The organism is Lysinibacillus sp. FW12, from assembly GCF_050817245.1.
Lineage (GTDB): Bacteria > Bacillota > Bacilli > Bacillales_A > Planococcaceae > Lysinibacillus > Lysinibacillus irui.
On the sequence record NZ_CP139094.1, the window covers coordinates 4,324,924 to 4,348,882 of the forward strand.

Genomic DNA, 23,959 nt, shown 5'->3' on the forward strand with positions numbered 1-23,959 from the left:
AAAAAGAAGTACAACTACATATTATTCACTACCTAGAAGAAGGAAAATTGGCGTAAATTAATTTCTATAAATTTACACTAAAAGTTTATAGATTTGTATAACTTTTTTAATGGCTGACACGTCTGATTGTATAGAAAATAAAAAAGAGGGGAGCGTACCCAATACCATGCAGGAACGCAGAAAAAGACGTGGTCCAATAATTGATTTTTTATTACTGGGCCTTATTGTAACTTTAACAACCATTATACTTGTTATTATCCTTTCAAAGGATGAATTTAAGTTTCAAAAGATTAGTGCTTCAAAAGAAACCGATACAGAATCGGTAAATAGTAATTTAACAACAGAAAGTTCTGCGTTTCCAGGTATACGAATTGTTACAGACGTTTCTAATGATAAACGAACACCTTTTGCTATTCACTACCCTCAAACAGATAACGAAGTTTTTAATGATGCCGTATTACAATACATATCGGATTCAAAAGAAAACTATCTAGGATCTATGAAAAAAAATAAAGAAAAGGCAGCGATGGGTGAATTAAATATTAGTCTGGAAACTTTTCCATACCGAGAGCATTATTATTCCTTTGTGCTAACAAAAATGCTGTACCTAGGTGGAGCTAATCATGAAATTTCAACGAAAACATTCTTTATTGATAACGAAACTGGCGAGCAAATTTCGATCCAAACACTCTTGCAAAATGATGAGAACAACTTAACAACATTAGCAGCAAATGTACGGAAAGATTTGCAAAAAAACCTCCAAATAAAGGATGCGCTTTTTCCTGATGAATTATTGAAAGCAACGGAGCCGAAATGGTCGAACTTCAACCGTTTTGCTATTGTCGACGATTCCTTGAAATTCTATTTCGATGAATATGAGATTGCTAGTGGAGCAGCCGGAGCCCCAATAGTGAAACTACCCCTTTCGCTTATTAATCCATTGTTAGCCTCAGAGTTTCAAATCGCTATGGAAAATGTAAAACCAACAAATCCACCGCCTACAGGTGATCCCAATAAAAAGCGTATAGCATTAACTTTTGATGATGGTCCCCACCCAAAAGTAACAGAACAAATATTAAATATCCTTGATAAGTACCAAGCAAAAGCTACCTTCTTTATGCTCGGTAGTCGTGTACAATATTATCCCGATATTGCCAGAGATGTTCTTGCACGTGGTCATGAAATAGGCAACCATTCATGGAATCACCCTGTATTAACAAAGCTTACGCAAGAACAAGTAATGAAAGAGTATAATTCTACAGCTACTGAAATCGAGAAAGCTATTAATCACGGTGCCACAGTTTTTAGGCCACCTTATGGGGCAACGAATGATACGATTAACGCTGAAATTCCTATTCCTGTCGTGTTATGGACAATTGATACATTAGATTGGAAACATCGCAATGCGCAGCAATTACTGCCAAATATTAAAAATAATTTACACAATAATGCCATTGTCCTAATGCATGATATTCATCAATCGACTGCTGATGGACTAGATGCGGTGTTAGCTTATTTACAAGGGCAAGGCTATGAATTCGTGACAGTTTCTGAGATTATGCCCTATCGCCAATAGGATGTATTATTCCCAACAATTAAATTTAAAAAAGTCCAATGAATTTTTAACGGGATTCATTGGACTTTTCTTACTATTTGAATGTTAATGTATCTAATGGCTTAAAGTTATTTAATTGATAGCTCTTTACCTCATTACGCGCTACTGTATACAATGCGTCATCTATATAGACAACTCGTTGTACAACCTGCTCCCAATTTTCATATGGCTCATTCGTAGAACGATTGATAATATTCCCTTTTAATACGATACCTTTGTCTGCAGTAATTTCGTAAATTTGAGCTCCATGACCTTGGTAAACAATGTCATCCCCTTTACCTGCCTCATACAGCACTACCGGGAAGCCAAAGTAGTTGTATTGCTCATGACGGAAAAGTGCTTTTGGATTGTACTGGACATCAGAGTATGACCCTTTCCCACCAATTTTAACGGTCGACTGCTCTTTCGGGTTACGGTAGTCTGATACATCAAAAAGTGACATCTTCATATTCGTTGTCACAGTAAAATTACGTTTCGTATAAGCATCATAGCGTTGCTCTGTATCATAACCAATGCCAATTAAATGTGTCTCATCTAATGGATGCAGGTAATTACTAAAGCCAGGAATCTTCAATTCTCCAAGTACGGCAGGCTTTTTCGGGTTGGCTACATCGATGACAAACAGAGGATCTACTTGTTTAAATGTCACCACATATGCTTTTTCCCCCATAAAACGTGCAGAATATATTTTTTCTCCAGGTGCCATATCTTTCACTGAACCAAGTGCTTTTAAATGTTCATCTAAAATAAAGAGGTGATTATAGGAAGTACTTTTCTCATCCCATGTATTCCCCTCTGTTGTGAAGATTCGGAAATTGCCTTTGTATTCATCCATTGAATACTGATTTAACACGGTTCCTTTTACTTCCGTACTTCCAGCAAAGTTCAAAGTCGTTCCATCTACATTCCACTTAAAAATTTGAGTGTCTGCTGCTCGTGGTAACCAAATCATGTCCATAGCACGTTTATCTGATGAAGCCGCATGATTGCTTTCATATATTGGAGTCGTTAAATACAGAGCATTTTCCGACATATAAAGACCACTACTACCACCCAGATACCCCTTTGTATTGGCTGTTGTCTTAGCCCCATTTTTTAAATCAACAGCTGTAATTAAACTATAAGTACCATCCATTGTATTAGGTAATATCGAGATTTTCTCTAAAGGTAGACTTTTGTATGCTGTGCCTACCATACTATCAAATGTTTTAGGTTTTAAATCTGCTTTTACATCTTCTTGGAGCATCCAATAATTCGGATACATATTACCAATTAAATATAATGTATCCTTCGTAATGCGAATATCCTGTAAAAAGCCCTCTTGCCCAACATCTCGTACATGCTTTGGATTGCCTGGATTCGAAATATCATAAAAGGAGGCTGTTACCATGGCTGTACCTGCTTTTTCAATATACTCATCCCCAATGACAATTAATAAATTGTCATATAATGCAAGTTTAGAAATATATCGTGATTCTTTCAGTTTAATGCTCGTAGTCAATTTTAAATTTTTAGGGTCTTTAGCATTCACAACTGTGATGCTTTGATCTTTCGCACTGTAAATAAAGCCCTCTTTTACGACAACAATATCACCCTCTTCTACCCCTTCTACTTGATTATTGGTCGTAGACTCGTTTTTAGCTGTTGCATTATCTTCAACCGCTGAACTAGTCGCACTATCTGCTTTTTCTTCCTCTCTAATTCCTACTCTTTGAGTCGACAACAGTTTTTTGAAATATTGTTGTAGTTCTTTTTCAGATTTTACAGCAGTTAACGTCTCTATAATGGTGAATGGAATAACTTGTGATGAGACATTTAATCCCCCCTGTGAGAATGCTTCTTTCTTCACATGTAATTGATAATTACCTGGTTTTAATTTCTTTACAACTAATGTTTTCTGATCTTCTAGCAATTCAATTGTTGCGGGTACTTTTTGACCTTTTTCTGTTGTAATAAAGACATAGTCTTTAGTTATCTTGTTTTTCTTTAAAGCAACTGAAAAAGATGCTTGCCAGCTTTGCTCGGCCATACTTGTGCTTGCTGCCTTTGCAGTAACATCTGTAGTAATCGTCCATGTGAAAATGCCAGGCACGATAGCTAGAACGACAATCAGCATAATTGCCAACCACTTACTTTTCATCATTTATCCTTCCCTTCATATACTTGTTTATCAATTAGACTAGCAAAAGGTTGGAAAGTTACATTTTTCTGAAATTTTTTAACAGGGGCTTCACACAAAAAAAAAGACGAGAGGGAATAATTCCCCTCTCGTTCTATTCTTCAAATGGCCATTTAGGCAACATTTTAGTTAACGGCTTATCTAGACGTTTGCCTAAAACATAATCAGCCTGCATAATGGTATGAATCTCACGCGTTCCTTCATAAATAACAGGTGCTTTTGAGTTTCGTAAATAACGAGCCACAGGATATTCGTCTGAATAACCATACGCACCATGAATTTGTACCGCATCATCTGCAGCCTTATTAGCAAAATCACAAGCCTGCCATTTTGCTAAAGATGTCTCTCTTGTATTTCGAACACCTTTGTTTTTTAATTCTCCAACGCGGTAGACAAGAAGTCGGCTCATTTGATAGCCAGCTTCCATATTAGCAAGCATTCGCCCAACGAGCTGGTGCTCTCCTATCGGCTTGCCAAATGTTTCTCGTTCATGACAGTATTTCACACTAGCTTCTATACAGGCTTGGATTAAACCAACTGCACCAGCCGCTACCGTAAAACGACCATTATCTAACGCAGACATGGCAATTTTGAAACCTTCACCCTCTTCGCCAAGACGGTTTTCTATTGGTACACGTAAATCTTCAAAAAAGAGCTCGCCTGTATTACCAGCGCGAATACCATACTTACCTTTAATCGCTTTTGATGTAAAGCCAGCCATAGAACGCTCTACAATGAAGGCACTAATACCATGATGTTTTTTCGCTTTGTCTGTATAAGCAAAAACGATAAAGTGATCTGCAATATCACATAAGGAAATCCATGTTTTTTGTCCATTGAGGACATAATGATCACCATGACGGACAGCCGTTGTAGACATAGCAGCTACATCAGATCCAGCGCCTGGCTCTGTAAGACCAAATGCTCCAATACGAACACCTTTTGCCTGTGGAACAAGGTATCGCTGCTTTTGATCTTCAGTCCCCCACTGCATAAGGGTCATGCTATTTAATCCTGTATGGACGGATACGGCTGTGCGAAACGCCGTATCTCCACGTTCAAGCTCTTCACAAACGATGGCAAGAGCGTTATAATCCATACCACTTCCACCATATTGTTCAGGTACACAAACACCCATTAAGCCAAGTTCTGCAAGTCTCGACCAAATCTTAGCATCAAAGCCGCCTGCCGCGTCCCATTTTGCAATATAGGGGATGATTTCCTCATCAACAAACTGTCTTACTGTTTTTCGTAGCATTTCTTGCTCACTGGACATTTCAAAGTTCATGGTTAGCACCTACCATTTCACAATCATTGCAGACTTATGAGATGTCTCTTTAATCACTACGCCACGTTTAGCCATCTCTTCAATATACGTAGCACCGGGCACTATAGCTTCAGGTGCGAATACACCATGTTCTGTAATAGCACCTGCACCAATCATTTGAGCTACAACCGAAATGGTATTAGCGGTTGCACGTGCCATTGCCGTTTCATTGATGGTCATATCCTTACGTACAACCATTTCATATTCATATGTCACTTGTTGCTGTGCTTTTTCACCAGCTACAATAACACGTAATAGTACAGCATCTGGTTTTGTTCCCAGTTCAAGTTTCTTTTTAAGTGCTTCTCGTACTACTGCGCGGACAGGTACTTCTTGATTATCCACTTCTACCTTATTTGCTGAATCAAGGAATCCTAAGTCAGCTAAAAGTTTAAACTTCTCTGCATGGCCTTTATAGCGGATTGTTTTATATTCTAGTGTGCGGACATTTGGGAATGTCTTATACAAAGTGGAGATGCCTCCAGATGTATAAAATGCCTCAAGCACACCGAAACCATCAAAATAAATAGGTTCAACGCCTGATAGGGATGGAACTTCTTCAAGCTTGCCCTTCTGAATTGTTTTGGAAGGCTCAGTATAATGATCGAATACGCCGTCTAAAGAAAATACACGTGTATAATGGAGTGGAGGTTTTGGCTCAGTTGGAATACCACCTACAAATAGTTTAATAGATTCGACCTCATCTAATTTCGAGGCACCGTACCCCGCTAGAATATTGACCATGCCTGGAGCAACACCTAGGTCAGGAATGATTGTAACACCTTTTGCCTTGGCTTCCTCATGTAGATCCAATATCTTCTCTGTAACGCCACCGATATGACCACCTAAGTCGACGGAATGTACACCTGCCTCAATGGCTGCTCTTGCTACTCGCTCATTGAACGAATAAAACAATGCATTGACGGCAACATCACCCTTCGAAATAACGTCCATTAACGAATCGTCACGTTCTGCGTGTAGCTCTACAACCTCAACCTTATTTGTATCTAGTGTGTCTACAAAATCCTGTGCAACTTTTACATCGATATCCCCTAAATACACACGCTCAACTTTATCGTTTTTTATTAAATCACGAGCTACCTCTTTACCCATTAAACCTGCACCTAATACAACAACTTTCATCAAGAACATCCCCTTTCGTTGATCTGTTACTCTGTATCGATTTGTGCTCTTTGTAATTTACCGCTGTAGTCTACATAAATACTCTTCCATTCTGTGTATACATCCAGAGCTGCTACACCTGAATCACGGTGACCATTTCCAGTCCCTTTTGTGCCTCCAAAAGGTAAATGGATTTCAGCACCTGTTGTGCCGGCATTTACATAAACAATACCTGTGTCTAAGTCACGCTGTGCGCGGAAAATTGTATTCACATCTTGCGAGAAAATTGAGCTTGATAAGCCAAATTTCACGCCATTATTTACTTCAATTGCTTCTTCTAAATTTGCCACTTCAATCAAAGAAACGACTGGACCAAAGATTTCTTCTTGGGCAATAATCATATCAGGTTTCACATTCGTAAACAGTGTTGGCTCATAATAGAATCCTTTATCGTAAGGTGGTTCATTTAATATTCTGCCCCCTGCTAATAATGTGGCACCCTCTTGTTTGCCTATTTGCACATAGTGATTTATTTTTTCCAGTGCAGCTTTATTAATTACTGGCCCTATTTTAACGCCCTTATCTAAACCGTCCCCAATGGTTAGCTTTTGCATTTCATCTAAGAGACGCTTTTCTAATTGTTCTTTTACATCTTTATGCACAATCACTCGGCTACATGCTGTACATCTTTGTCCAGCAGTACCAAATGCACTCCATAATATCCCTTCTGTAGCTAGCTGTAGATCAGCATCATTCATAACAATGACTGCATTTTTTCCACCCATCTCTAAAGAAATCTTTTTTAAATGCTTGCCACCAAGCTCAGCTACTTTACTACCCGTTGTAGTAGAACCTGTAAAGGAAATAACCTTGACGTCAGGATGTTCAATTAAAGCCGTCCCTACTGTAGGACCTGTACCAAACACAATATTAGCTACACCATCTGGCAAGCCTACCTCTTCAAAAATTTTGCCCATTTCGTAGGCCATCATTGGTGTTTCGTTCGATGGTTTCCAAATGAATGTATTTCCCGCAACGATGGCAGGAAATGACTTCCACGTAGCAATTGCTACTGGGAAATTCCACGGTGTAATAAGTGCAACAACACCAATTGGTGCTCTTACACTCATGGCAAATTTATTGGCAAGCTCAGAAGGTGTTGTTTCACCAAACAATCTTCGACCTTCACCCGCCATATAGTAAGCCATATCAATTCCTTCTTGCACTTCTCCTCTAGCCTCTTCGATTACCTTGCCCATCTCTTTTGTTAAAACGGTCGCCAAATATTCCTTTTTTTCTTTCATTTTTTGACCGATGGCATATAAATAGTCTGCACGTTTTGGTGCTGGTATAAGTGCCCAGCTTTTTTGTGCTTGCTTAGCAGCAGCAACTGCCTCATCTACCTCATTTGAAGTCGAGCGTGGTATAGTTGCAAGCTGCTCACCATTTGCAGGGTTCGTCACTGCTATACTTTGTAAATGTGAATGTGTGACCCATTTACCACCGATATAGTTTTTAATCTCCACTACATACACCCCCTGAAATACTCTATGATGCCTCGGCTATTGTAACAGTCGTATTCCATAGGTACAGAGTCTATAAATATAAACAGAATTAGTTTTCCTGGGCGATTACGTCCGGATTTTGAATTGTCTTATTATACAATTCCTTTGAAAATCCGATTCTTCTGCCAGAGCTTTATCTTCAGACTAAATCCATAGTGAAAAAATCGACTTATTACATCGGTGATCCACCATCCACAGAGGAGGTGTTTTCCACTGTGCGAAGATAAAATATGTCAAAATTCCGAATTTTCAATATACATTGCACCTTGTAATACTATTATTTACATAATGATCAGTGACAACTGCCAGAGGCCTTATTTCCACTTAACTTTAATCCCTCCATTGAGAGGATGACTTCTAATAATAGAAGTCTTTAAGGTTATGTATATTCACAACACCCTTAGTTAAATGAAAATAAATAATACACATTCTAGTTTTTTATATTCGACATTTTCTAGTTAATTCCCTTTTTTTCTAAAATATTTAATTTCTAATTGAAACCATTGTGTCTTATAATCGTATACAATATCAATAAATTTACTTTTGGAGGAATTCCGTTATGAATAATCATGAAATTGACTACAAGTTATTTGGTGACGACATGCAATATGTGCAAGTTGAGCTTGATCCACAAGAAACAGTTGTTGCAGAAGCAGGGGCATTAATGATGATGGATGACTCTATCCATATGGAAACTATTTTTGGCGATGGTTCAAGTGGTGGCCAGCAAAGTGGTCTAATGGGGAAATTACTAGGTGCTGGAAAGCGACTTATTACAGGTGAAAGCTTATTCATGACGACATTCACAAATGTTGGCTCAGGTAAGAAACATGTTTATTTTGCTTCCCCATACCCTGGTAAAATTATACCAATGGATTTAAGCCAACTAAATGGTAAGATCATTTGTCAAAAGGATGCATTTCTAGCTGCAGCTAAAGGTGTATCTGTTGGCGTTGAATTTCAGAAAAAAATCGGTGTAGGCTTCTTCGGTGGGGAAGGCTTCATTATGCAAAAGCTTGAGGGTGACGGCATGGCATTCGTTCATGCAGGTGGAGCAATTCACGAAAAAACGTTACAACCAGGAGAAGTTTTACGTGTGGATACAGGATGTTTAGTGGCAATGACATCTAATGTAGATTATGATATTGAAATGGTTGGAGGCGTAAAAACAGCATTATTTGGTGGCGAAGGAATCTTCTTTGCTACATTACGCGGCCCGGGAACAGTGTGGGTACAATCATTACCATTTAGCCGTCTAGCAAGTCGTGTCTTTGCAGCAGCGCCAATTTCACAAGGCGGAGGCGGCCAGTCTAAGGGCGAAGGCGGTATCGGCGGTATATTCGATTTATTTAATAGATAATAAAGATGGAGCATATCACAGTGATATGCTCCAATTTTTAATCGATTCGATTCGAAATTGCCTTGCCCTGCCCATATGCCATTAAGGCTTTCACATTTAACATTAACATAGCTGTTCTCGTTTCTAAAGACGCGCTACCGATATGTGGTAGCGCAACGACATTCGGAAGTGTTAATAATGGATGATCCATCGCAATTGGCTCTTGTTCAAACACATCAAGCCCTGCTGCCCAGAGCTTTCCATTTTTCAAAACATCATATAGTGCAGCCTCATCGATAATTCCACCACGGGAAGCGTTTATTAATACAGCATCATCCTTCATCAAAGCTAATTCTTGTGCTCCAATAAGGCCTTCCGTATCACTATTATAAGGTGTCATGATCACTACAAAATCAGATTGCTTTAAAAGATCTTCCAATGAAACATATTGAAAACCGTACATTTCTTCCGCTTCGTGACGACGTCTACGATTATTATATAGAACCTTCATTTCAAAACCTTTTGCACGTCTTGCAACAGCTTGTCCAATGCGGCCCATACCGATAATTCCTATTGTCGCTCCAGATACATCCTTACCAACCAATTGCATGGGGTACCAGCTTTTCCATTTACCTTCCCGTAAATACCTCTCACTTTCCGGAATTCTTCTCGCAGTAGCTAGTAGTAAACCAAATACTAAATCCGCAGTCGTATTGGTTAAGACACCAGGTGTATTGGTTGCCATAATTCCTTTTTTCCGTAAAGCTTTAACATCGATATTATTATAACCAACTGCCAAATTCGTCACTAGTTTTAAATTTGGAGCGTAAGAAAGTAACTCTTCATCTACTTGATCTGCTATCGTTACCCACAGCACTTCACAATCAGTTACAGCTGCTAGCAGTTTGTCACGTGGAATCACAATCTCCTCTTCTTCCCACTGTGAGATTTCATAATACTCCTGTAACGGCTCAACAATATGTGTAGGAAACTTCCGTGTTATAAATAATTTCTTTTTCATGTTCCAAACACCCCTCTACTCATTTCCCTAATTCGCCTTTAGCGTAACACTTAAAACAATCATTTTCTAGAGGTTTATAAGTTACAGTTTATCTATACTAATGGCGTGCTACCGCATCAGCCTATTTATTTAGTTTATCCTTGAAATAAATCATTCTATCCTAAACCTTTGTATTAAAAAGCTATGCATATATTGTATGCATAGCTAATTTTTATAACTCTCTGATTGTTGAATTTAAGCGATTGGTTACCCTTTCTAATTCTTCAGAAGATACAGTTATCATATTACACCACAAAAAGTACTTTGAACCCAATGATATTCATTTCAAAAAGATGTATTCAGAAAAGGCATGCAAAAAAGCCACTCCTTCTTGTACAGAAGAGTGACTTTTAACTTTACATGAAAATGATTACGCAAAGAACAGCAGCTAAAACTAAACGATAAATCGCAAAAGGCATTAATTTCACTTTTGAAATAAGTGCTAAGAAGAACTTGATCGATAATAATGCAAAGACAAATGAACTAATAAATCCGACAGCATAGAATCCAAAATAGTCCATTGATAAAGTATCCCAGTTTTTCAAAACAGATACTAGACTAGCACCTGCCATAATCGGTACTGCCATAATAAATGTAAAATCAGCTGCAACACGGTGACTCATACCGAATAGTACCCCACCTGAAATTGTTGCGCCTGAACGGGAAAAACCTGGCCATAAAGATAGACATTGTACTAGCCCTACTTTAAATGCCAATCCATATGAAATCTTATCTAGAGAATCTACTTTTGGCTTTCTCGGTGCCAATTTATCTGCCGCAATCATTAGAATTGCCCCAGCTACCAATGCATAAATAACATGCTCTACTTTAAAAAGATGGTCATCAATAAAATCCTTGAATGCAAAACCTAAGACAACCGCAGGTAGCATCCCAACAATGACATGCAATAAGTTAAAACGGCCATTCATAGATTTAGATTGTCCATCTATATTGTATAAGCCAATGAGGCTCAACATACGTTTCCACATAACAACGATAACTGCTAATATAGAACCAAGTTGAACTACAATTTTAAATGTATTCGCAGGATATTTTCCTAAAAACTCTTCTGTCTTTAACCACATATCATCTACGATAATCATATGACCTGTAGAAGATACTGGTGCAAATTCTGTCATACCTTCAACAAAGCCTAATATCAATGCTTTTAATAACTCTATAATTTCCACCATGTCACCTTACCTTTTTTAATAAAATACCCACTTATTATAAAATACTCCGTTTTTCTATACTACTGCCAATTCGCCTAAGTAGTCCAATTCAAAATTTCAACTTATTATTGAAATTTTATATCTACTACCCACAGTTCTGATCTACTACCAATTCGCATAGGTGGTCCCCAGAAGCCATATCCTGATGAAACAAGTGTATGCATGTGCTCCTTCAGCTTATAACCATAATCCAGTTCAAATACTCTTGCTGTTATAAACTGATTCGGCCATAGCTGACCCTTATGCGTATGACCTGACATATGTAAATCAACACCCATTTTCGAAGGTGTCAACAAGTCGTCAGGTGTATGGTTCATTACAAGCCAAGGTAAATTATCAGTAGACTTTAAATCTTCAAGTGGTTTTCTTTCTTTGTTCGTCCTGTCTTCTTGCCCTGTTAATATAAACGCATTTTCTATACGAATTGTTTCATCTAGCAGTATTTTTACATTGGCATTTTCCATTTCTCTTATAAATTCAGGGATTTTTTTGCCATAATACTCATGGTTACCTAGTATACCATACGTTCCATATGTAGCCCTTAATTGTTTCATGACATCCGCCATTCCCTCTTGTACAAACCATTTTGGATCATCATCCACAATATCACCAGCTAACAACACAATATCTGGCTGTGCTTCATTAGCTAAGCTAACAAAGCGTTGCAAATGCCTTTTATGCGATAAAACCCCTAAATGAAAATCGGATGCCACAACAGCTCTCATTGAATGAAGCTCACTGTCTTTTTTTGCAACCGCGATCTCTAAATGACGAACAACTGGAGAATAGGCTAAATAAGAGCCAATGATACCTAATACTAATAGCACAGCAACTGCTATACTACCAATTATTTGTACATTTTTAAAGGGTGTTAACCAAATAATCAATTGTGCAACTAAACATAGTAATAATCCATACTCAAAGATAAACATCCAATAATTGCTGATCACCGAAAAGAAGCGTAAAGACTCATGTAGCCTTCCGATTATAATACTAAATGCCACAATATATAATAGTAACCAAAATAGGACTGGATAACGGAACCACCCCATAGCTACAAGCCACTGCTTCACTCCCCACCCTAAATAGAAAGTCAACGCACTATAAACACTAATTAAAAGTAAACCGCCGATTACTTTTGGCATAACTTCGTCCTCTACTTTCTCTATATTTAGTCGATTATATCATTTTACTTAACAATCCTATTACATGAAGCATTTGAATAATCTTCTAGTGAAAATAGAAACTAGCCACTTTAAATTGCTTACAAATATAAGTTTATCTTTTCGTTTATTTGAATTCTATCGTATTACATGACATTTCACTGTATATAGATGACATTTTCGTCACTTCCTCACTAAAAGCTACTTTTATTTTCACAAATCTTCCAGTAACATGATCAATAAGACAGAATATTTACACATTTACGAATCAAAAAGGGGTGCTATATCAAATGACACGTTATAAATTTGAAACAACAGAGCATGAGTTATTTCGTAAAACCTTTCGTAAGTTTTTAGCTGAAGAAGCAGAGCCACATTATGCTCAATGGGAAAAGGATCATCTTATTCCTCTTTCATTTTGGCGTAAGCTCGGTGATATGGGCTATCTTTGTCCACAGGTTGAAGAGCAATATGGAGGGCTGGGGCTGGATTTCAGCTTTGGTGTTATCATTCAAGAAGAGCTTGAACGGATAGGCTCCAGCCTGATCGGAGTGGGCCTGCATAATGATATTGTTGTACCATATATCGAGGCCTATGGTACACATGACCAAAAGTCTCGCTGGTTACCTAAATGTGTGACAGGCGACTCTATAACAGCTATTGCGATGACCGAGCCTGGTACAGGTTCAGATCTAGCCAATATCCAAACTACAGCTATTCGCGATGGTGACCATTACATAGTGAATGGTCAAAAAACCTTCATTACCAATGGAATTCATACAAACTTAGTCGTTGTTGCAGTGAAGACAAATCCACAGGCAGAGAAAAAGCATCGTGGAATTAGTCTACTTGTCATTGAAGAAGGTACTCCTGGCTTTACAAAAGGAAGACAACTCGAAAAAGTTGGCATGCATGCCCAAGATACAGCAGAGCTCTATTTTGAAGATTGCCGAGTGCCTGTAAAAAACCTACTAGGAGAAGAAGGCAAAGGTTTTCACTATATGATGGAAAAACTGCAACAAGAGCGTTTAGCGGTAGCGATTGCTGCTCAAACAGCCGCAGAGGATATGCTTGCCATAACGCTTGACTATGTAAAATCGCGCCAAGCCTTTGGTAAGACAATTGGAGACTTCCAAAATACTCAATTTAAACTAGCTGAAATGGCAACTAAAATTGAGCTTGGCAAAGCGTTTTTAGAATCTTTGATTGAAGACCATATAGCAGGTAAAGATGTCGTTACTAAAGTATCAATGGCAAAATACTGGATAACAGAAAATGCACGTAATCTTGCCACACAATGTATGCAATTGCATGGCGGCTATGGATATATGGAGGAATACAAAATTGCCCGTAGGTATAGAGATATTCCTGTTATGTCCATCTATGCTGGAACAAATGAAGTCATGAAAGTTATTATCGCTAAAAATTTAGGCTTATAATATAAAGAAGATGGTGGCAAACCTCTGCCACCATCTTCCCATTATACTGCCGAAATACGAACTGTTACTTTAAATAAATCACCATCGACATCAATAGTCATTCTAGCTCCGTGTAAATCAACAATGGACTGTGCTATAGCTAATCCAAGTCCAGAGCCTTCTGTATGTCGTGAAGCATCTGCCCGTTTAAAGCGTTCAAATAATTCATCAGCATCTTCGCTAATTTCATACTTCGCTACATTTTTCACTGTGAATTCGGCGTCACCATCTGCCGTACGTTTTAACGTTACATATACACGTGTCCCTTCTAACGCATACTTCAAGACATTAACAATTAAATTATCAATAAGCCTCCACCATTTTTGACCATCCACATAGGCATAAATAGGGTCATGAGGCATCGTCATTCGTAAATCTAAACGTGACTGTGATAAATCTTCCTTATGTTCTCCCACCGCTTGCTGAATAAGCTGTGTCAAATCTACACGACTTCGTTGAAGCTCGATATTCCCGCTTGCCATTTTTGATACTTCAAAGAGATCTTCAATCAACACTTTTAAACGTTCAGATTTTTTATCAAGAATATGAATATATTGCTGACGTTCTTCATCTGTAATCGTAGGGTTTTTCAGTAAATCCGTATACGTAATAATAGAGGTTAGAGGAGTCCGTAAATCATGACTCACATTGGTAATTAGCTCTGTTTTTAACCGTTCACTTTTAGCCTGCTGGTGCATTGACGTACGAACACCTTCCCGTAAATGGTTAAGATTCTCCGCATGACCAGCAAGCGGTGATTTGCCTTTTACCTTTACATCACGGTTTAACCGTCCTTCAGCCATATCCTTCGTATCCTTCATAATGCGATTTAGGTAACCCATTCTTGATAGAAAAACGATTAATGCTGGAACTCCTACGAACGTACACAATCCAAGGACAAGAACTTGAAAAGCTCCTCCTCTTAACATTGAAGCGACAAGACTACCTCCACCAAAGAAGGCTGCAGCGAGCATCACAATTGAATGCAATGCAATCGAACGGTTGATAAATAAATCAGTCATCGAATCCCCAAGTGACCATAAATAGCTCGATTTTACATTTTCCTCTAGCTTTTTCAAAGTATCTACTCTTGTATACAACCATATTAACTGCACAAAGAAGGCACTGCCAATTACAAATAACACACCTAATTTAAAGGCAAGATCTAGTATATAGCGCACATAATTATGTTGATAATTGTATTCGTAAGTGTATTCAATAGATTCAAAAACAACTTGAGACGCAATAAGATATATAAATCCTGTGATCAATACTAAAACAACTTGAAAGTCGAATTTAACTTTAGTTAAAATCTCTTTTTCCTTCATATCCTTGACAGTTTGTAGTAAACCCTTACGTCCTCTCCAAACAAAGAATGCTGTTACTATACTAGTGAGCCATACTAAGAAGAAGGTATATTGATTTCGATGAAAACGACTATAATCCTGCATAACGCCTAATGTTTGCACTGCTTTTTTTGAAATCGTTAAGACACCCGTATATTCAGTTGTTTCATAAAGGTCATCTACATTTACATATGTTTCTGTACGGTAAAAAGTATCCCTGAAATTATTACTTATGTTACCTGCATATAATGGATTTCGCTCCGTATATTTTATTTTATAGGCACTACTTTCAGTAACATCACCAGCACGATATGTTTTACCTGTTTCCGTATTCTTCAACTCATAAGACCAATAGTCAAAGTTTTTTTCAAAGTTTTTGGCTTCACTTTGTACGTCTTTAATATATTTATCAATGAGCACTTCTTTTTCAGCAAGAATCTTCTTTCGTACATGCTCATCATCTTCAAAATTTGCTGTAATATCTTTAATTTTATTATCGCGTTCAGTCTCTAGCTTAGTCTTTAATTCAGTTGCATTGGCATCTATAGCTTCCTGAATACGCTGTTCGTATTGTGCTTTAATATTATCGATTTGCTGTCCCAATGTGCCGTAGTAATTACGATGATCCTCTATTTCAGTTTGGGTAATTTCTATTTTATTTTTTAAATCCTCTGCCTTCGGTACATTTATTACTAAAGGTCCTAATTCTGCAGTGAAATTATCTATTTCATGCTGGAAATTTTCTGAATCGAAATATGATTTACCAATATACTGATAACCTACATGCCAAAATGTAAAAATACCGAAAATCGTCCAGATTAAACACATTAAAACGAAAAGAGATCTCCATTTTTTTATCATCCCTCTTTACACTCCTCTAAAAAATTCTTTCTAACAATTGTAAAACCTCTGAGGAGCGAGAATCGACGATTTGATAGGCATAAATCCCAAAATAAATAAGCCCAATAACTCCTGCAATAAATCCTGCAATAGTCATATACTTCTCTATTTTATTTTTCCATTTTATAGCCAACGCCCCATACCACCTTTAAATAGCGCGGATTTTTCGGATCTGCTTCGATTTTTTCTCGGATCTTCCGGATATGAACAGCTACAATATTTTCAGCATTGTACGCTTCCTCATTCCAAACCCGTTCATAAATTTCTCGAATCGAAAAAACACGCCCTGCATTTTTCATTAATAGTTCTGTAATTTTATATTCTATCGGGGTAAGGCGAACTGGTTCTCCTTCTAATATGACTTCTTTAGCCTCTTCATCAAGAACAAGTCCGTCAATTTCTACCTTTGTAGCACCTTCACTATACGTCCCTAGTTGAACATAGCGTCGTAGTTGCGATTTCACCCGTGCCAATAATTCTAATGGGTGAAATGGCTTTGTCACATAATCATCAGCTCCAACTGATAATCCATGGATTTTATCGCCATCCTCCGCCTTCGCACTTAGCATAATAATTGGAATATTACGCTCCTCTCTAATTTTAAAGGTAGCCGTTATTCCGTCCATGTTTGGCATCATAATATCTAAAATAATTAAATGTACTTCATTGTTCTCTAGCTTTTTTAATGCATCTAAGCCATCTGCTGCTTTAATGACATGATAGCCTTCATTTTTTAAATAGATTTCAATACCATCACGAATATCTTGATCGTCATCTGTAACAAGAACTGTTAATTTCGTCATGATATACACCTCGCTCTCAAATATAAGTCTACCTTTCAAATCTTAAAAACCAGCTATTATAAAAATGAAGATTTTCTTAAGGTTTTAGTTTTTTTCTTCCACCTAGTGTTAAAACAACAATACCTCCTAATAGCATTGCTACACCAAGCCAGGACACTATAGTTAAGTGTTCTCCAATCAAAAATACACCTAGTATAGCCGCAGTCAATGGTTCTGCCAATGAAAGGGTTACGGCTGTGGATGAACTAATTTTCTGCAGACCATTTAAAAACAGTAAATACGCTACGCTTGTACACATGATTCCCATGAACAGCATTGTCCATAAATTGTGTATGTTTACTAGCCAAGCAAATCCACTTTCTAAAGAAAACGGGAGTAAAAACAACGTACAAACCGAAAATGTCATAGCGACTGCTGGTAATGCATCTGCTTGTGCCATTAATTTTTTACTTATATTTGTATAAAATGCAAAGGATAAGCCTGCACAAAGCGCAAGGGCGAATCCACCAGCATGAACTATTTCATCCCCATTGCTCATAAATAATAAAAGACATCCGATGATGGCCATAAGTGTAGCAAGACCCCATATCAATGTGGGCCGCGTTTTCCAAACGATCCATTCTAAAATACCAGAAAACACTGGCGCACTCCCAATTGTTGCAACTGTTCCAATAGCAACACCTGTTAGACGTATTGATGAGAAGAAAAGTCCTTGGAAAAGGGCAATACTAGCCGCAGCTAAAATCGTCCATTTCCATGACCAATTTCGGAGGTCAATTTTTCGTAACAAAATAGCGATGGCTAATAATAGACCGCCACCAATGGCAGAACGGATTGTGGCCACCGCAATCGGAGATACTCCTTGATCTAAAAACGATTGAGCCGTACCTGTCATGCCCCACAAAATGGCTGCAAGTAATACAAACAATGGATTTAACATTTTATCAATCATCCTCGCTTCATTACTTCATGATATTTATAATACATATTTATCCAAAATCAAACAATTACCATTTTATTTTATCTTTCATATAGCACAGTATGCTTTCTATTGAATGGACGTTATAATAAATACTGTAAAAGGAGCGAATCATATGTATAAAACAATTGCAGAGACAGCTATTGACCTTGGCATGCCTGAGGATCAAGTAATGCGTCTAGTATATGAGGGGCGCATCCGTTCAGTTTACGATGGACAACAAATACTAATAAATAGCGGTCAATTTAGTACTTATTTTAAACAACTGGAACGAATTAAAGAGGAAATCGAAATTTGGCGATCTACCCCTATTCCAGAGGATATTGATGTGAAAGACGAGGATTAAAAAACCCCACCATTCATACAATTTAAACATTGTTGAATGGTGGGCTTCTAAATGAAATAAGTTAATTTAAATCGTTACAACAAATCCTGCTCTTTTCCCAATAATCTCGGCATAATCTTCTACCATGACACTAGCGGTAGGATACATTCCTGCTCCAGGACCTACTAATGTTAATGTGCCAATGTAGTTAGTCTCTAATGCCACTGCGTTGAACACATCATCGACTGGATAGAGTGGATGTTCTTTATCAACAAGTTGTGGACCAACTTTAGCGATAATTTTACCGTCAGCCAGTTTCTCCACTTCAGCTACATGGCGGTAACGCAAACCATTTTCACACGCTTCACGTACTTGTTCAGCCGAGATACTATCTATTCCAATGACCTCTACATCAGCCCAATCTGGCTGTTCTCCAAAAGCCAAAGCACTTAAAATCATTAATTTTTTAAAGGCATCCTGACCAGAAACATCATTATATGGATCTGCCTCAGCATACCCTAAGCTCTGTGCCTCTTTTAAAGCTGTTTCGAAAGACCAGCCCTGTGCACGCATTTTTGTTAAAATATAATTACATGTGCCATTTAAGACTCCTTGTATACGACTTACGTCATTAACAAGTAAAATATTTTTCATTGTTTTAATAACAGGTACGCCACCAGCAGTAGTTGCCTCATAGCCTACAAAAACACCATTTGCCTTTGCAAGATCCTGTAACTCTAAACCTCGTTTAGCAAACATCACTTTGTTGGCTGTAATAACATGGCATTTATGCTCAACTGCTCGCTTTAAATAACTGAATGCAGGCTCTTCATTTACAATTGCTTCAAACACAACCTGCATACCTGGTTCTGCTAAGACATCATCTATGCTCGTTGTCATCAAATGTGCTGTTCCTGGCACACGTTCACGACTAGCATCTGTCACTAAAATCTTCGCAACTTCTAATTCAATACCTAATTTATTTTTTAGCTCTTCTCGCTTTTCATTTAATATATGATAGATGCCCTGACCTACCGTTCCAAATCCTAAAATCGCTGCCTTTATAGTTGCCATTCTTGTTATTCCCTCCAACTTACATTCCGCAGTTTCATCAAAGCTAATTTCTCCATGGGGTTGTGTCATGATCATTTGACACCCACCGCAGGCTTTAGTCAACTCTTCTTCGTATGAGTTTTGCTATTTCAGTACGTGTAGCAACACACACAAATTCAAACAATTCAAAATTTAACTTAAAGAAAATTGTATCGCAAATACATACTTTTCACAAGAAAAATCTTTCTAGGAAGGACATTTGTTTTCTCTAGACGTGCAAAAGAAATCGGTTTCATTCCCCTTATTATACGTTTTTTCGATTAATCCATAAGATTTGAACAAAAATTGACTCTTTACATTTAAATAGATGAATGTCTTTCTTCTATTATATATGTATGCTTGGACACCTATAATCTTGTTATTATTTTAAGGACCTCTAAAGAAAAAACTCATTCCCTGTAGCAGTAGAGAATGAGCTTATATATGAGGGGGGTTCAACTTGCTTTTGAAAGCAACTGATATCGATATTGTGTTAAAGCTTGTTGAACAAGACTAATTTCTTCTTCTTTAAAATTTGGGACTGCATATGTTCGTTCCACTAATTGAAAAGTACCATACTTTAAGTAAAACTCTGTCGCAGGAAGTGGAATATGGCTTACACCGTAATGTTTATATGCTTCGAAAACTTCCTTTATCGTATAGCTCTCCTCTTCAGCAACAACATGCTCTTGAAATGCTGTATGACCAAAGACTTGCTGCCATTTTCTTTCAACCGATGCAAGGAGGTGTTGGATGGATGAATTATTGACAAAAACATGCCCTTCATTTAGCTCATAAATTAGATAGGATGCAATGTTTTGTGCACTATAGATATTACCCATTTCAAACACTCCTTTATCATCAGTTTTTGGGAAGAGCAGTTACTGGCTAAGTAACTACTCTCCCACATCTATTCAAAAGTGGGGGAGCACTTATGAAAACATTACCTTTATAACAAGAATTTCGTACCCTTAACTTATTCCCTAGTATATAACAAGGATTTAACTAAGTCAATAATACATATAAAAATACTTGGTATTATTTTTCAAAAGGTTCTGATAATCAACAGAGACTTTACTCGACTGATGTAGTAACGTTAGAAGTATTACCAAATGAGGCAAATCGAATGAGAAAATACGTAAACGCTACAACATTCTCCCTTATGTTTTTACTTAAGCTTTTACTGTTTGTTCAGTTGCTGTTGCCTGCGTAATCGCTTGTTCTAGATCTGCAATAATGTCCTCTACTGCCTCTAAACCGATGGATAAGCGAATAAGCGATTCGGTTACTCCAGCTTGAACTAATTCATCTGCTGAGAGCTGTTGATGTGTAGTTGAGGCAGGATGAATAATTAATGACTTGGCATCTCCTACATTTGCTACATGTGAAAATAACTTCACGCTATCAATAAGCTTTCGTCCGGCTTCACGTCCACCTTTAATGCCAAATGTGAGCACTGAACCGAAGCCATTTCTTAAATATTTTTTCGCTAAATCATGTGTTGGGAAATCTTCTAAGCCATTATAATTTACATACTCCACAGATGGGTGGTTCTGTAAATATTCAGCCACTGCCAATGCATTTTCATTGTGTTTAGGGATACGCAAATGAAGCGTTTCTAAACCTTGTAACAAATTAAAGGCTGCGTCTGCGCTCAATGTTGGACCAAAATCACGTAATAGCTGTACGCGTAGCTTCGTAGCAAAAGCTGCTGAAGCCGTATCAATGCCGTAGCGTAAGCCATGGTAAGAAGCATCTGGCTCAGTAAAACCAGGAAAACGTCCGCTAGTCCAATCAAACTTACCAGCATCTACCACTACTCCACCTAAAGTTGTACCATGACCACCTATCCATTTAGTGGCTGAATGAACAACAACATCTGCACCATATTCAATAGGTGTTGAGCCATACGGAGAAGCAAACGTACTATCAATAATTAATGGTAAGCCATTCTCATGTGCAATTTTAGCTACCGCTTCAATATCTAAAACCTTTAAGCTTGGATTACCATAAACTTCAGCAAAAATAGCTTTTGTTTTATCGGTAATTGCAGCCTTAAAATTGTCTGGGTTTGTTTCATCTACAAAAATTGTATTAATACCGTAGTTTGGTAGTGTGTTAGCAAATAAATTATAAGTACCGCCATATAAAGAACTAGCTGCTACAATTTCATCACCAGCTCCAGCTAGGTTTAAAATGGAAAATGCGATAGCCGCTGCACCAGATGAAAGTGCTACTGCTGCTGTTCCACCTTCCAATAAAGCCACACGTTTTTCAAAAACATCAACAGTTGGATTTGTAATGCGTGTGTAAATGTTCCCTGCTTCTTCTAAGGCAAAAAGACGTTGCGCATGAGCAGTGTCTTTAAAAACGAATGCCGTTGAGCGATAGATGGGAACAGTTCGAGATCCTGTCACTGGGTCTGGTTCTTGACCACCATGTAACAACAATGTTTCTGGTTTAAAATTTGTCATTGTGTACCTCCAAATGGTTATTTTTTTACGATGGCACCGGAGATGAGGAGGATTTTTCTGTAGAAAACAAAAACCCTCTTCAGCTAAGAAGAGGGTTGCGGTTGCAAGTTTTCCTCCCCTTATCTGCCAGATCCAAGTAAGAATCTGTAGGAATTAGCACCTTAGTAAGTTCATCACTTACTGGTTGCCGGGCATCATAGGGCCTATCCCTCCGCCGCTCTTGATAAGAGTATGAGATTCAATTTCCATCGTTGTTACACAGTATAAACATAGAGTTTTTTTCTGTCAACATGTAAATTTTATTTTTTCCGAAACTTCTGTCTGCTCTTTTACGTACTATGAACGCATACACTATTTTAGAAAAAATTTTGAAGGGAGTATTTTTATGGTAAAAGCCGTGATTATTTTTCTCTTAGTTGGATATTTAATTGGCTGTATTCACGGCTCTAAAGTGGCACAATTTTTATCTGGGGTTGATTTAAAAAAAGCTGGCCATGGTAATGCTGGTGCATCCAATGCTACACTTTCCCTAGGTTGGAAATATGGCGTTTTAGTAGCTCTCATCGATATTGGTAAAGGTGTTGTAGCCATTATCGGCGCACACATTTATTTAGCAGATGCTATACATTTAACCGAAGGACAAATATGGCTTTTAACTTACATGATGGCTGCAGGGGTTATTTTAGGTCATAATTTCCCATTTTATATGGGCTTTAATGGTGGAAAAGGTACTGCTTCCATTATTGGCATTTTACTTGCTGTTGATTGGAAAATAGGTTTATTTGCACTTATTCTATTTGTCATTTTATCTTTGGCAACAAACTATTTAATTGTTGGAGTACTTGAGTTTTATCTCGTTTTTTGTACAGCAACTTATTTATGGATTCCTGGAATCGGTCCTACTGTTATTGCTGTCCTTCTATTTGGCATAGCGATTATTTTGCACATTGAAAATATTAAACGATTAGTAAATGGCACAGAGCCAAAAGTCACATCTGCATTTAAGAAAAAGAAATAAAGTTTTACATTTACAAACTATTTAAATATAACTACAAATCCCTCTTTATTCGATTTTGACAACAAAGCGTGCTATGCTCATGATATAGATAAGACACAAAGGAGAGAATATTTAAATGGTTAAAGAATTATTACGCAACCATTCCTCGGTTCGTATTTATGATGGCAATCCGATTTCAAGAGAAATCATCGAGGATTTAATTGCAACAGCACAAATGGCTGCCACATCACATTTTGTCCAAGCCTATAGTGTAATATGGGTAACAGATGCAGACAAAAAGGAGAAATTAGGATTACTCTCTGGTAACCCTCGTCAATATGAAACTTCTGGTGGTGCTTTTGTCTTTTGCGTTGACTTCAAGCGTCTTCAAATGGCTGGAAAACTAGAAGGTGTAGACATAGTTGCAGATTCTGCTGAAAATGTTCTAGTGGGTGTAGCTGATGTATCGTTGTTTGCACAGAACTTTGTGATCGCAGCAGAATCAATGGGGTATGGAATTTGCTATATTGGAGGGGTACGTAACAATCCTTCCGAAATAAGTGAATTATTTAATCTACCTGATCACGTTTTTCCTTTATTCGGCCTAACAATTGGCGTACCAGCACGACGCAATGAAGTCAAACCACGCTTACCTGTGTCTGCCGTATTACATGAAAACGGATACAATGTAGACAAGTATGATGAGCTTTTACCAGCTTATAATGAGACAATGGAGATGTATTATAATAACCGATCCTCAAATAGAAAAATTGATAATTGGACAAAACAAATGGCTGATTTTTTAGTCGAACAACGTCGTCCTCATATCAAAGAGTTTTTAGCTACAAAAGGATTTAATTGGAAGTAATTAACTGATTACGCTCAGTGTAATTTACTATGAACTACCAAGAGACCTAATATTTATATTCAGTATCATAACGACTTATTGATTTTGTTTACTAC

At 37.6% G+C, this 23,959-nt stretch carries 20 protein-coding genes and 1 riboswitch; of the genes, 6 read left to right on the top strand and 14 right to left on the bottom strand.

Translation table 11 applies throughout. The features are described from left to right. Nucleotides 1-166 precede the first annotated feature (166 nt). A complete protein-coding gene (locus SJW71_RS22100) occupies nucleotides 167-1,576 on the top strand; it encodes a polysaccharide deacetylase family protein (protein ID WP_274795419.1) in 1,410 nt (469 codons plus the stop codon). A gap of 73 nt (nucleotides 1,577-1,649) precedes the next feature. Here SJW71_RS22100 and SJW71_RS22105 read toward each other — a convergent pair whose 3' ends face one another. The 4 genes from SJW71_RS22105 to SJW71_RS22120 all read right to left on the bottom strand — a co-directional run bounded on the left by SJW71_RS22105 (nucleotide 1,650) and on the right by SJW71_RS22120 (nucleotide 7,769). Continuing rightward, nucleotides 1,650-3,758, bottom strand: coding sequence for a beta-propeller domain-containing protein (locus tag SJW71_RS22105; RefSeq protein ID WP_431811551.1), 2,109 nt, complete (start codon nucleotides 3,756-3,758; stop codon nucleotides 1,650-1,652). Nucleotides 3,759-3,888: 130 nt separating this feature from the next. Beyond that, entirely contained in the window at nucleotides 3,889-5,082 is a 1,194-nt protein-coding gene (locus SJW71_RS22110; RefSeq protein WP_341385484.1) for an acyl-CoA dehydrogenase family protein, read from the bottom strand. Between the two features lie 9 nt (nucleotides 5,083-5,091). Then, nucleotides 5,092-6,264, bottom strand: coding sequence for a saccharopine dehydrogenase family protein (locus SJW71_RS22115; RefSeq protein ID WP_274795415.1), 1,173 nt, complete (start codon nucleotides 6,262-6,264; stop codon nucleotides 5,092-5,094). A gap of 26 nt (nucleotides 6,265-6,290) precedes the next feature. Beyond that, on the bottom strand, nucleotides 6,291-7,769 hold the full coding sequence (locus tag SJW71_RS22120) for an aldehyde dehydrogenase family protein (protein WP_322604848.1): 1,479 nt from the start codon (nucleotides 7,767-7,769) through the stop codon (nucleotides 6,291-6,293). A 598-nt stretch (nucleotides 7,770-8,367) separates the two neighbouring features. On the opposite strand from SJW71_RS22120, the gene SJW71_RS22125 reads away from it, so the two are divergent. Next, the gene (locus SJW71_RS22125) at nucleotides 8,368-9,168 is read left to right on the top strand and encodes a TIGR00266 family protein (RefSeq protein WP_274795413.1); all 801 of its coding nucleotides are present in this window, start codon (nucleotides 8,368-8,370) and stop codon (nucleotides 9,166-9,168) included. 37 nt (nucleotides 9,169-9,205) lie between these two features. On the opposite strand, the gene SJW71_RS22130 is transcribed toward SJW71_RS22125, so the two are convergent. The 3 genes from SJW71_RS22130 to SJW71_RS22140 form a co-directional block, all read right to left on the bottom strand. Next, nucleotides 9,206-10,168, bottom strand: coding sequence for a 2-hydroxyacid dehydrogenase (locus tag SJW71_RS22130; RefSeq protein WP_274795412.1), 963 nt, complete (start codon nucleotides 10,166-10,168; stop codon nucleotides 9,206-9,208). A 395-nt stretch (nucleotides 10,169-10,563) separates the two neighbouring features. Continuing rightward, nucleotides 10,564-11,400, bottom strand: coding sequence for an undecaprenyl-diphosphate phosphatase (locus SJW71_RS22135; RefSeq protein ID WP_396631729.1), 837 nt, complete (start codon nucleotides 11,398-11,400; stop codon nucleotides 10,564-10,566). Nucleotides 11,401-11,504: 104 nt separating this feature from the next. After that, nucleotides 11,505-12,584 carry a metallophosphoesterase gene (locus SJW71_RS22140; RefSeq protein ID WP_274795411.1) on the bottom strand — a complete coding sequence of 360 codons (1,080 nt, stop codon included), beginning with the start codon at nucleotides 12,582-12,584 and terminating at the stop codon, nucleotides 11,505-11,507. A gap of 308 nt (nucleotides 12,585-12,892) precedes the next feature. On the opposite strand from SJW71_RS22140, the gene SJW71_RS22145 reads away from it, so the two are divergent. Further along, on the top strand, nucleotides 12,893-14,041 hold the full coding sequence (locus tag SJW71_RS22145) for an acyl-CoA dehydrogenase family protein (RefSeq protein ID WP_274795410.1): 1,149 nt from the start codon (nucleotides 12,893-12,895) through the stop codon (nucleotides 14,039-14,041). 41 nt (nucleotides 14,042-14,082) lie between these two features. Here SJW71_RS22145 and SJW71_RS22150 read toward each other — a convergent pair whose 3' ends face one another. From SJW71_RS22150 to SJW71_RS22165, 4 genes are all read right to left on the bottom strand, one after another. Next, a complete protein-coding gene (locus tag SJW71_RS22150) occupies nucleotides 14,083-16,287 on the bottom strand; it encodes a sensor histidine kinase (RefSeq protein WP_341385482.1) in 2,205 nt (734 codons plus the stop codon). A gap of 16 nt (nucleotides 16,288-16,303) precedes the next feature. Beyond that, on the bottom strand, nucleotides 16,304-16,459 hold the full coding sequence (locus tag SJW71_RS22155; protein ID WP_274795408.1) for a hypothetical protein: 156 nt from the start codon (nucleotides 16,457-16,459) through the stop codon (nucleotides 16,304-16,306). Beyond that, nucleotides 16,437-17,129: a response regulator transcription factor gene (locus SJW71_RS22160; RefSeq protein WP_274795407.1), complete on the bottom strand. Its 693-nt coding sequence runs from the start codon at nucleotides 17,127-17,129 to the stop codon at nucleotides 16,437-16,439. Before SJW71_RS22160 ends, SJW71_RS22155 begins: the two co-directional genes overlap by 23 nt. 76 nt (nucleotides 17,130-17,205) lie before the next feature. Next, entirely contained in the window at nucleotides 17,206-18,069 is an 864-nt protein-coding gene (locus tag SJW71_RS22165) for a DMT family transporter (RefSeq protein ID WP_341385481.1), read from the bottom strand. 154 nt (nucleotides 18,070-18,223) lie between these two features. On the opposite strand from SJW71_RS22165, the gene SJW71_RS22170 reads away from it, so the two are divergent. Further along, on the top strand, nucleotides 18,224-18,454 hold the full coding sequence (locus SJW71_RS22170) for a DNA-binding protein (RefSeq protein ID WP_274795405.1): 231 nt from the start codon (nucleotides 18,224-18,226) through the stop codon (nucleotides 18,452-18,454). Nucleotides 18,455-18,520: 66 nt separating this feature from the next. On the opposite strand, the gene SJW71_RS22175 is transcribed toward SJW71_RS22170, so the two are convergent. The 3 genes from SJW71_RS22175 to SJW71_RS22185 all read right to left on the bottom strand — a co-directional run bounded on the left by SJW71_RS22175 (nucleotide 18,521) and on the right by SJW71_RS22185 (nucleotide 21,999). Beyond that, nucleotides 18,521-19,507: a homoserine dehydrogenase gene (locus tag SJW71_RS22175; protein WP_274797254.1), complete on the bottom strand. Its 987-nt coding sequence runs from the start codon at nucleotides 19,505-19,507 to the stop codon at nucleotides 18,521-18,523. A gap of 473 nt (nucleotides 19,508-19,980) precedes the next feature. Next, the gene (locus tag SJW71_RS22180; protein WP_341385480.1) at nucleotides 19,981-20,367 is read right to left on the bottom strand and encodes a hypothetical protein; all 387 of its coding nucleotides are present in this window, start codon (nucleotides 20,365-20,367) and stop codon (nucleotides 19,981-19,983) included. A gap of 330 nt (nucleotides 20,368-20,697) precedes the next feature. Beyond that, entirely contained in the window at nucleotides 20,698-21,999 is a 1,302-nt protein-coding gene (locus tag SJW71_RS22185) for an O-acetylhomoserine aminocarboxypropyltransferase/cysteine synthase family protein (RefSeq protein ID WP_274795403.1), read from the bottom strand. Nucleotides 22,000-22,115: 116 nt separating this feature from the next. Then, a riboswitch (SAM riboswitch) is annotated at nucleotides 22,116-22,229 on the bottom strand. A 155-nt stretch (nucleotides 22,230-22,384) separates the two neighbouring features. On the opposite strand from SJW71_RS22185, the gene SJW71_RS22190 reads away from it, so the two are divergent. Beyond that, on the top strand, nucleotides 22,385-23,017 hold the full coding sequence (locus tag SJW71_RS22190; protein WP_341385478.1) for a glycerol-3-phosphate acyltransferase: 633 nt from the start codon (nucleotides 22,385-22,387) through the stop codon (nucleotides 23,015-23,017). A 115-nt stretch (nucleotides 23,018-23,132) separates the two neighbouring features. After that, a complete protein-coding gene (gene chrR, locus SJW71_RS22195; protein ID WP_274795401.1) occupies nucleotides 23,133-23,864 on the top strand; it encodes a class II chromate reductase ChrR in 732 nt (243 codons plus the stop codon). Nucleotides 23,865-23,959: the final 95 nt, after the last annotated feature.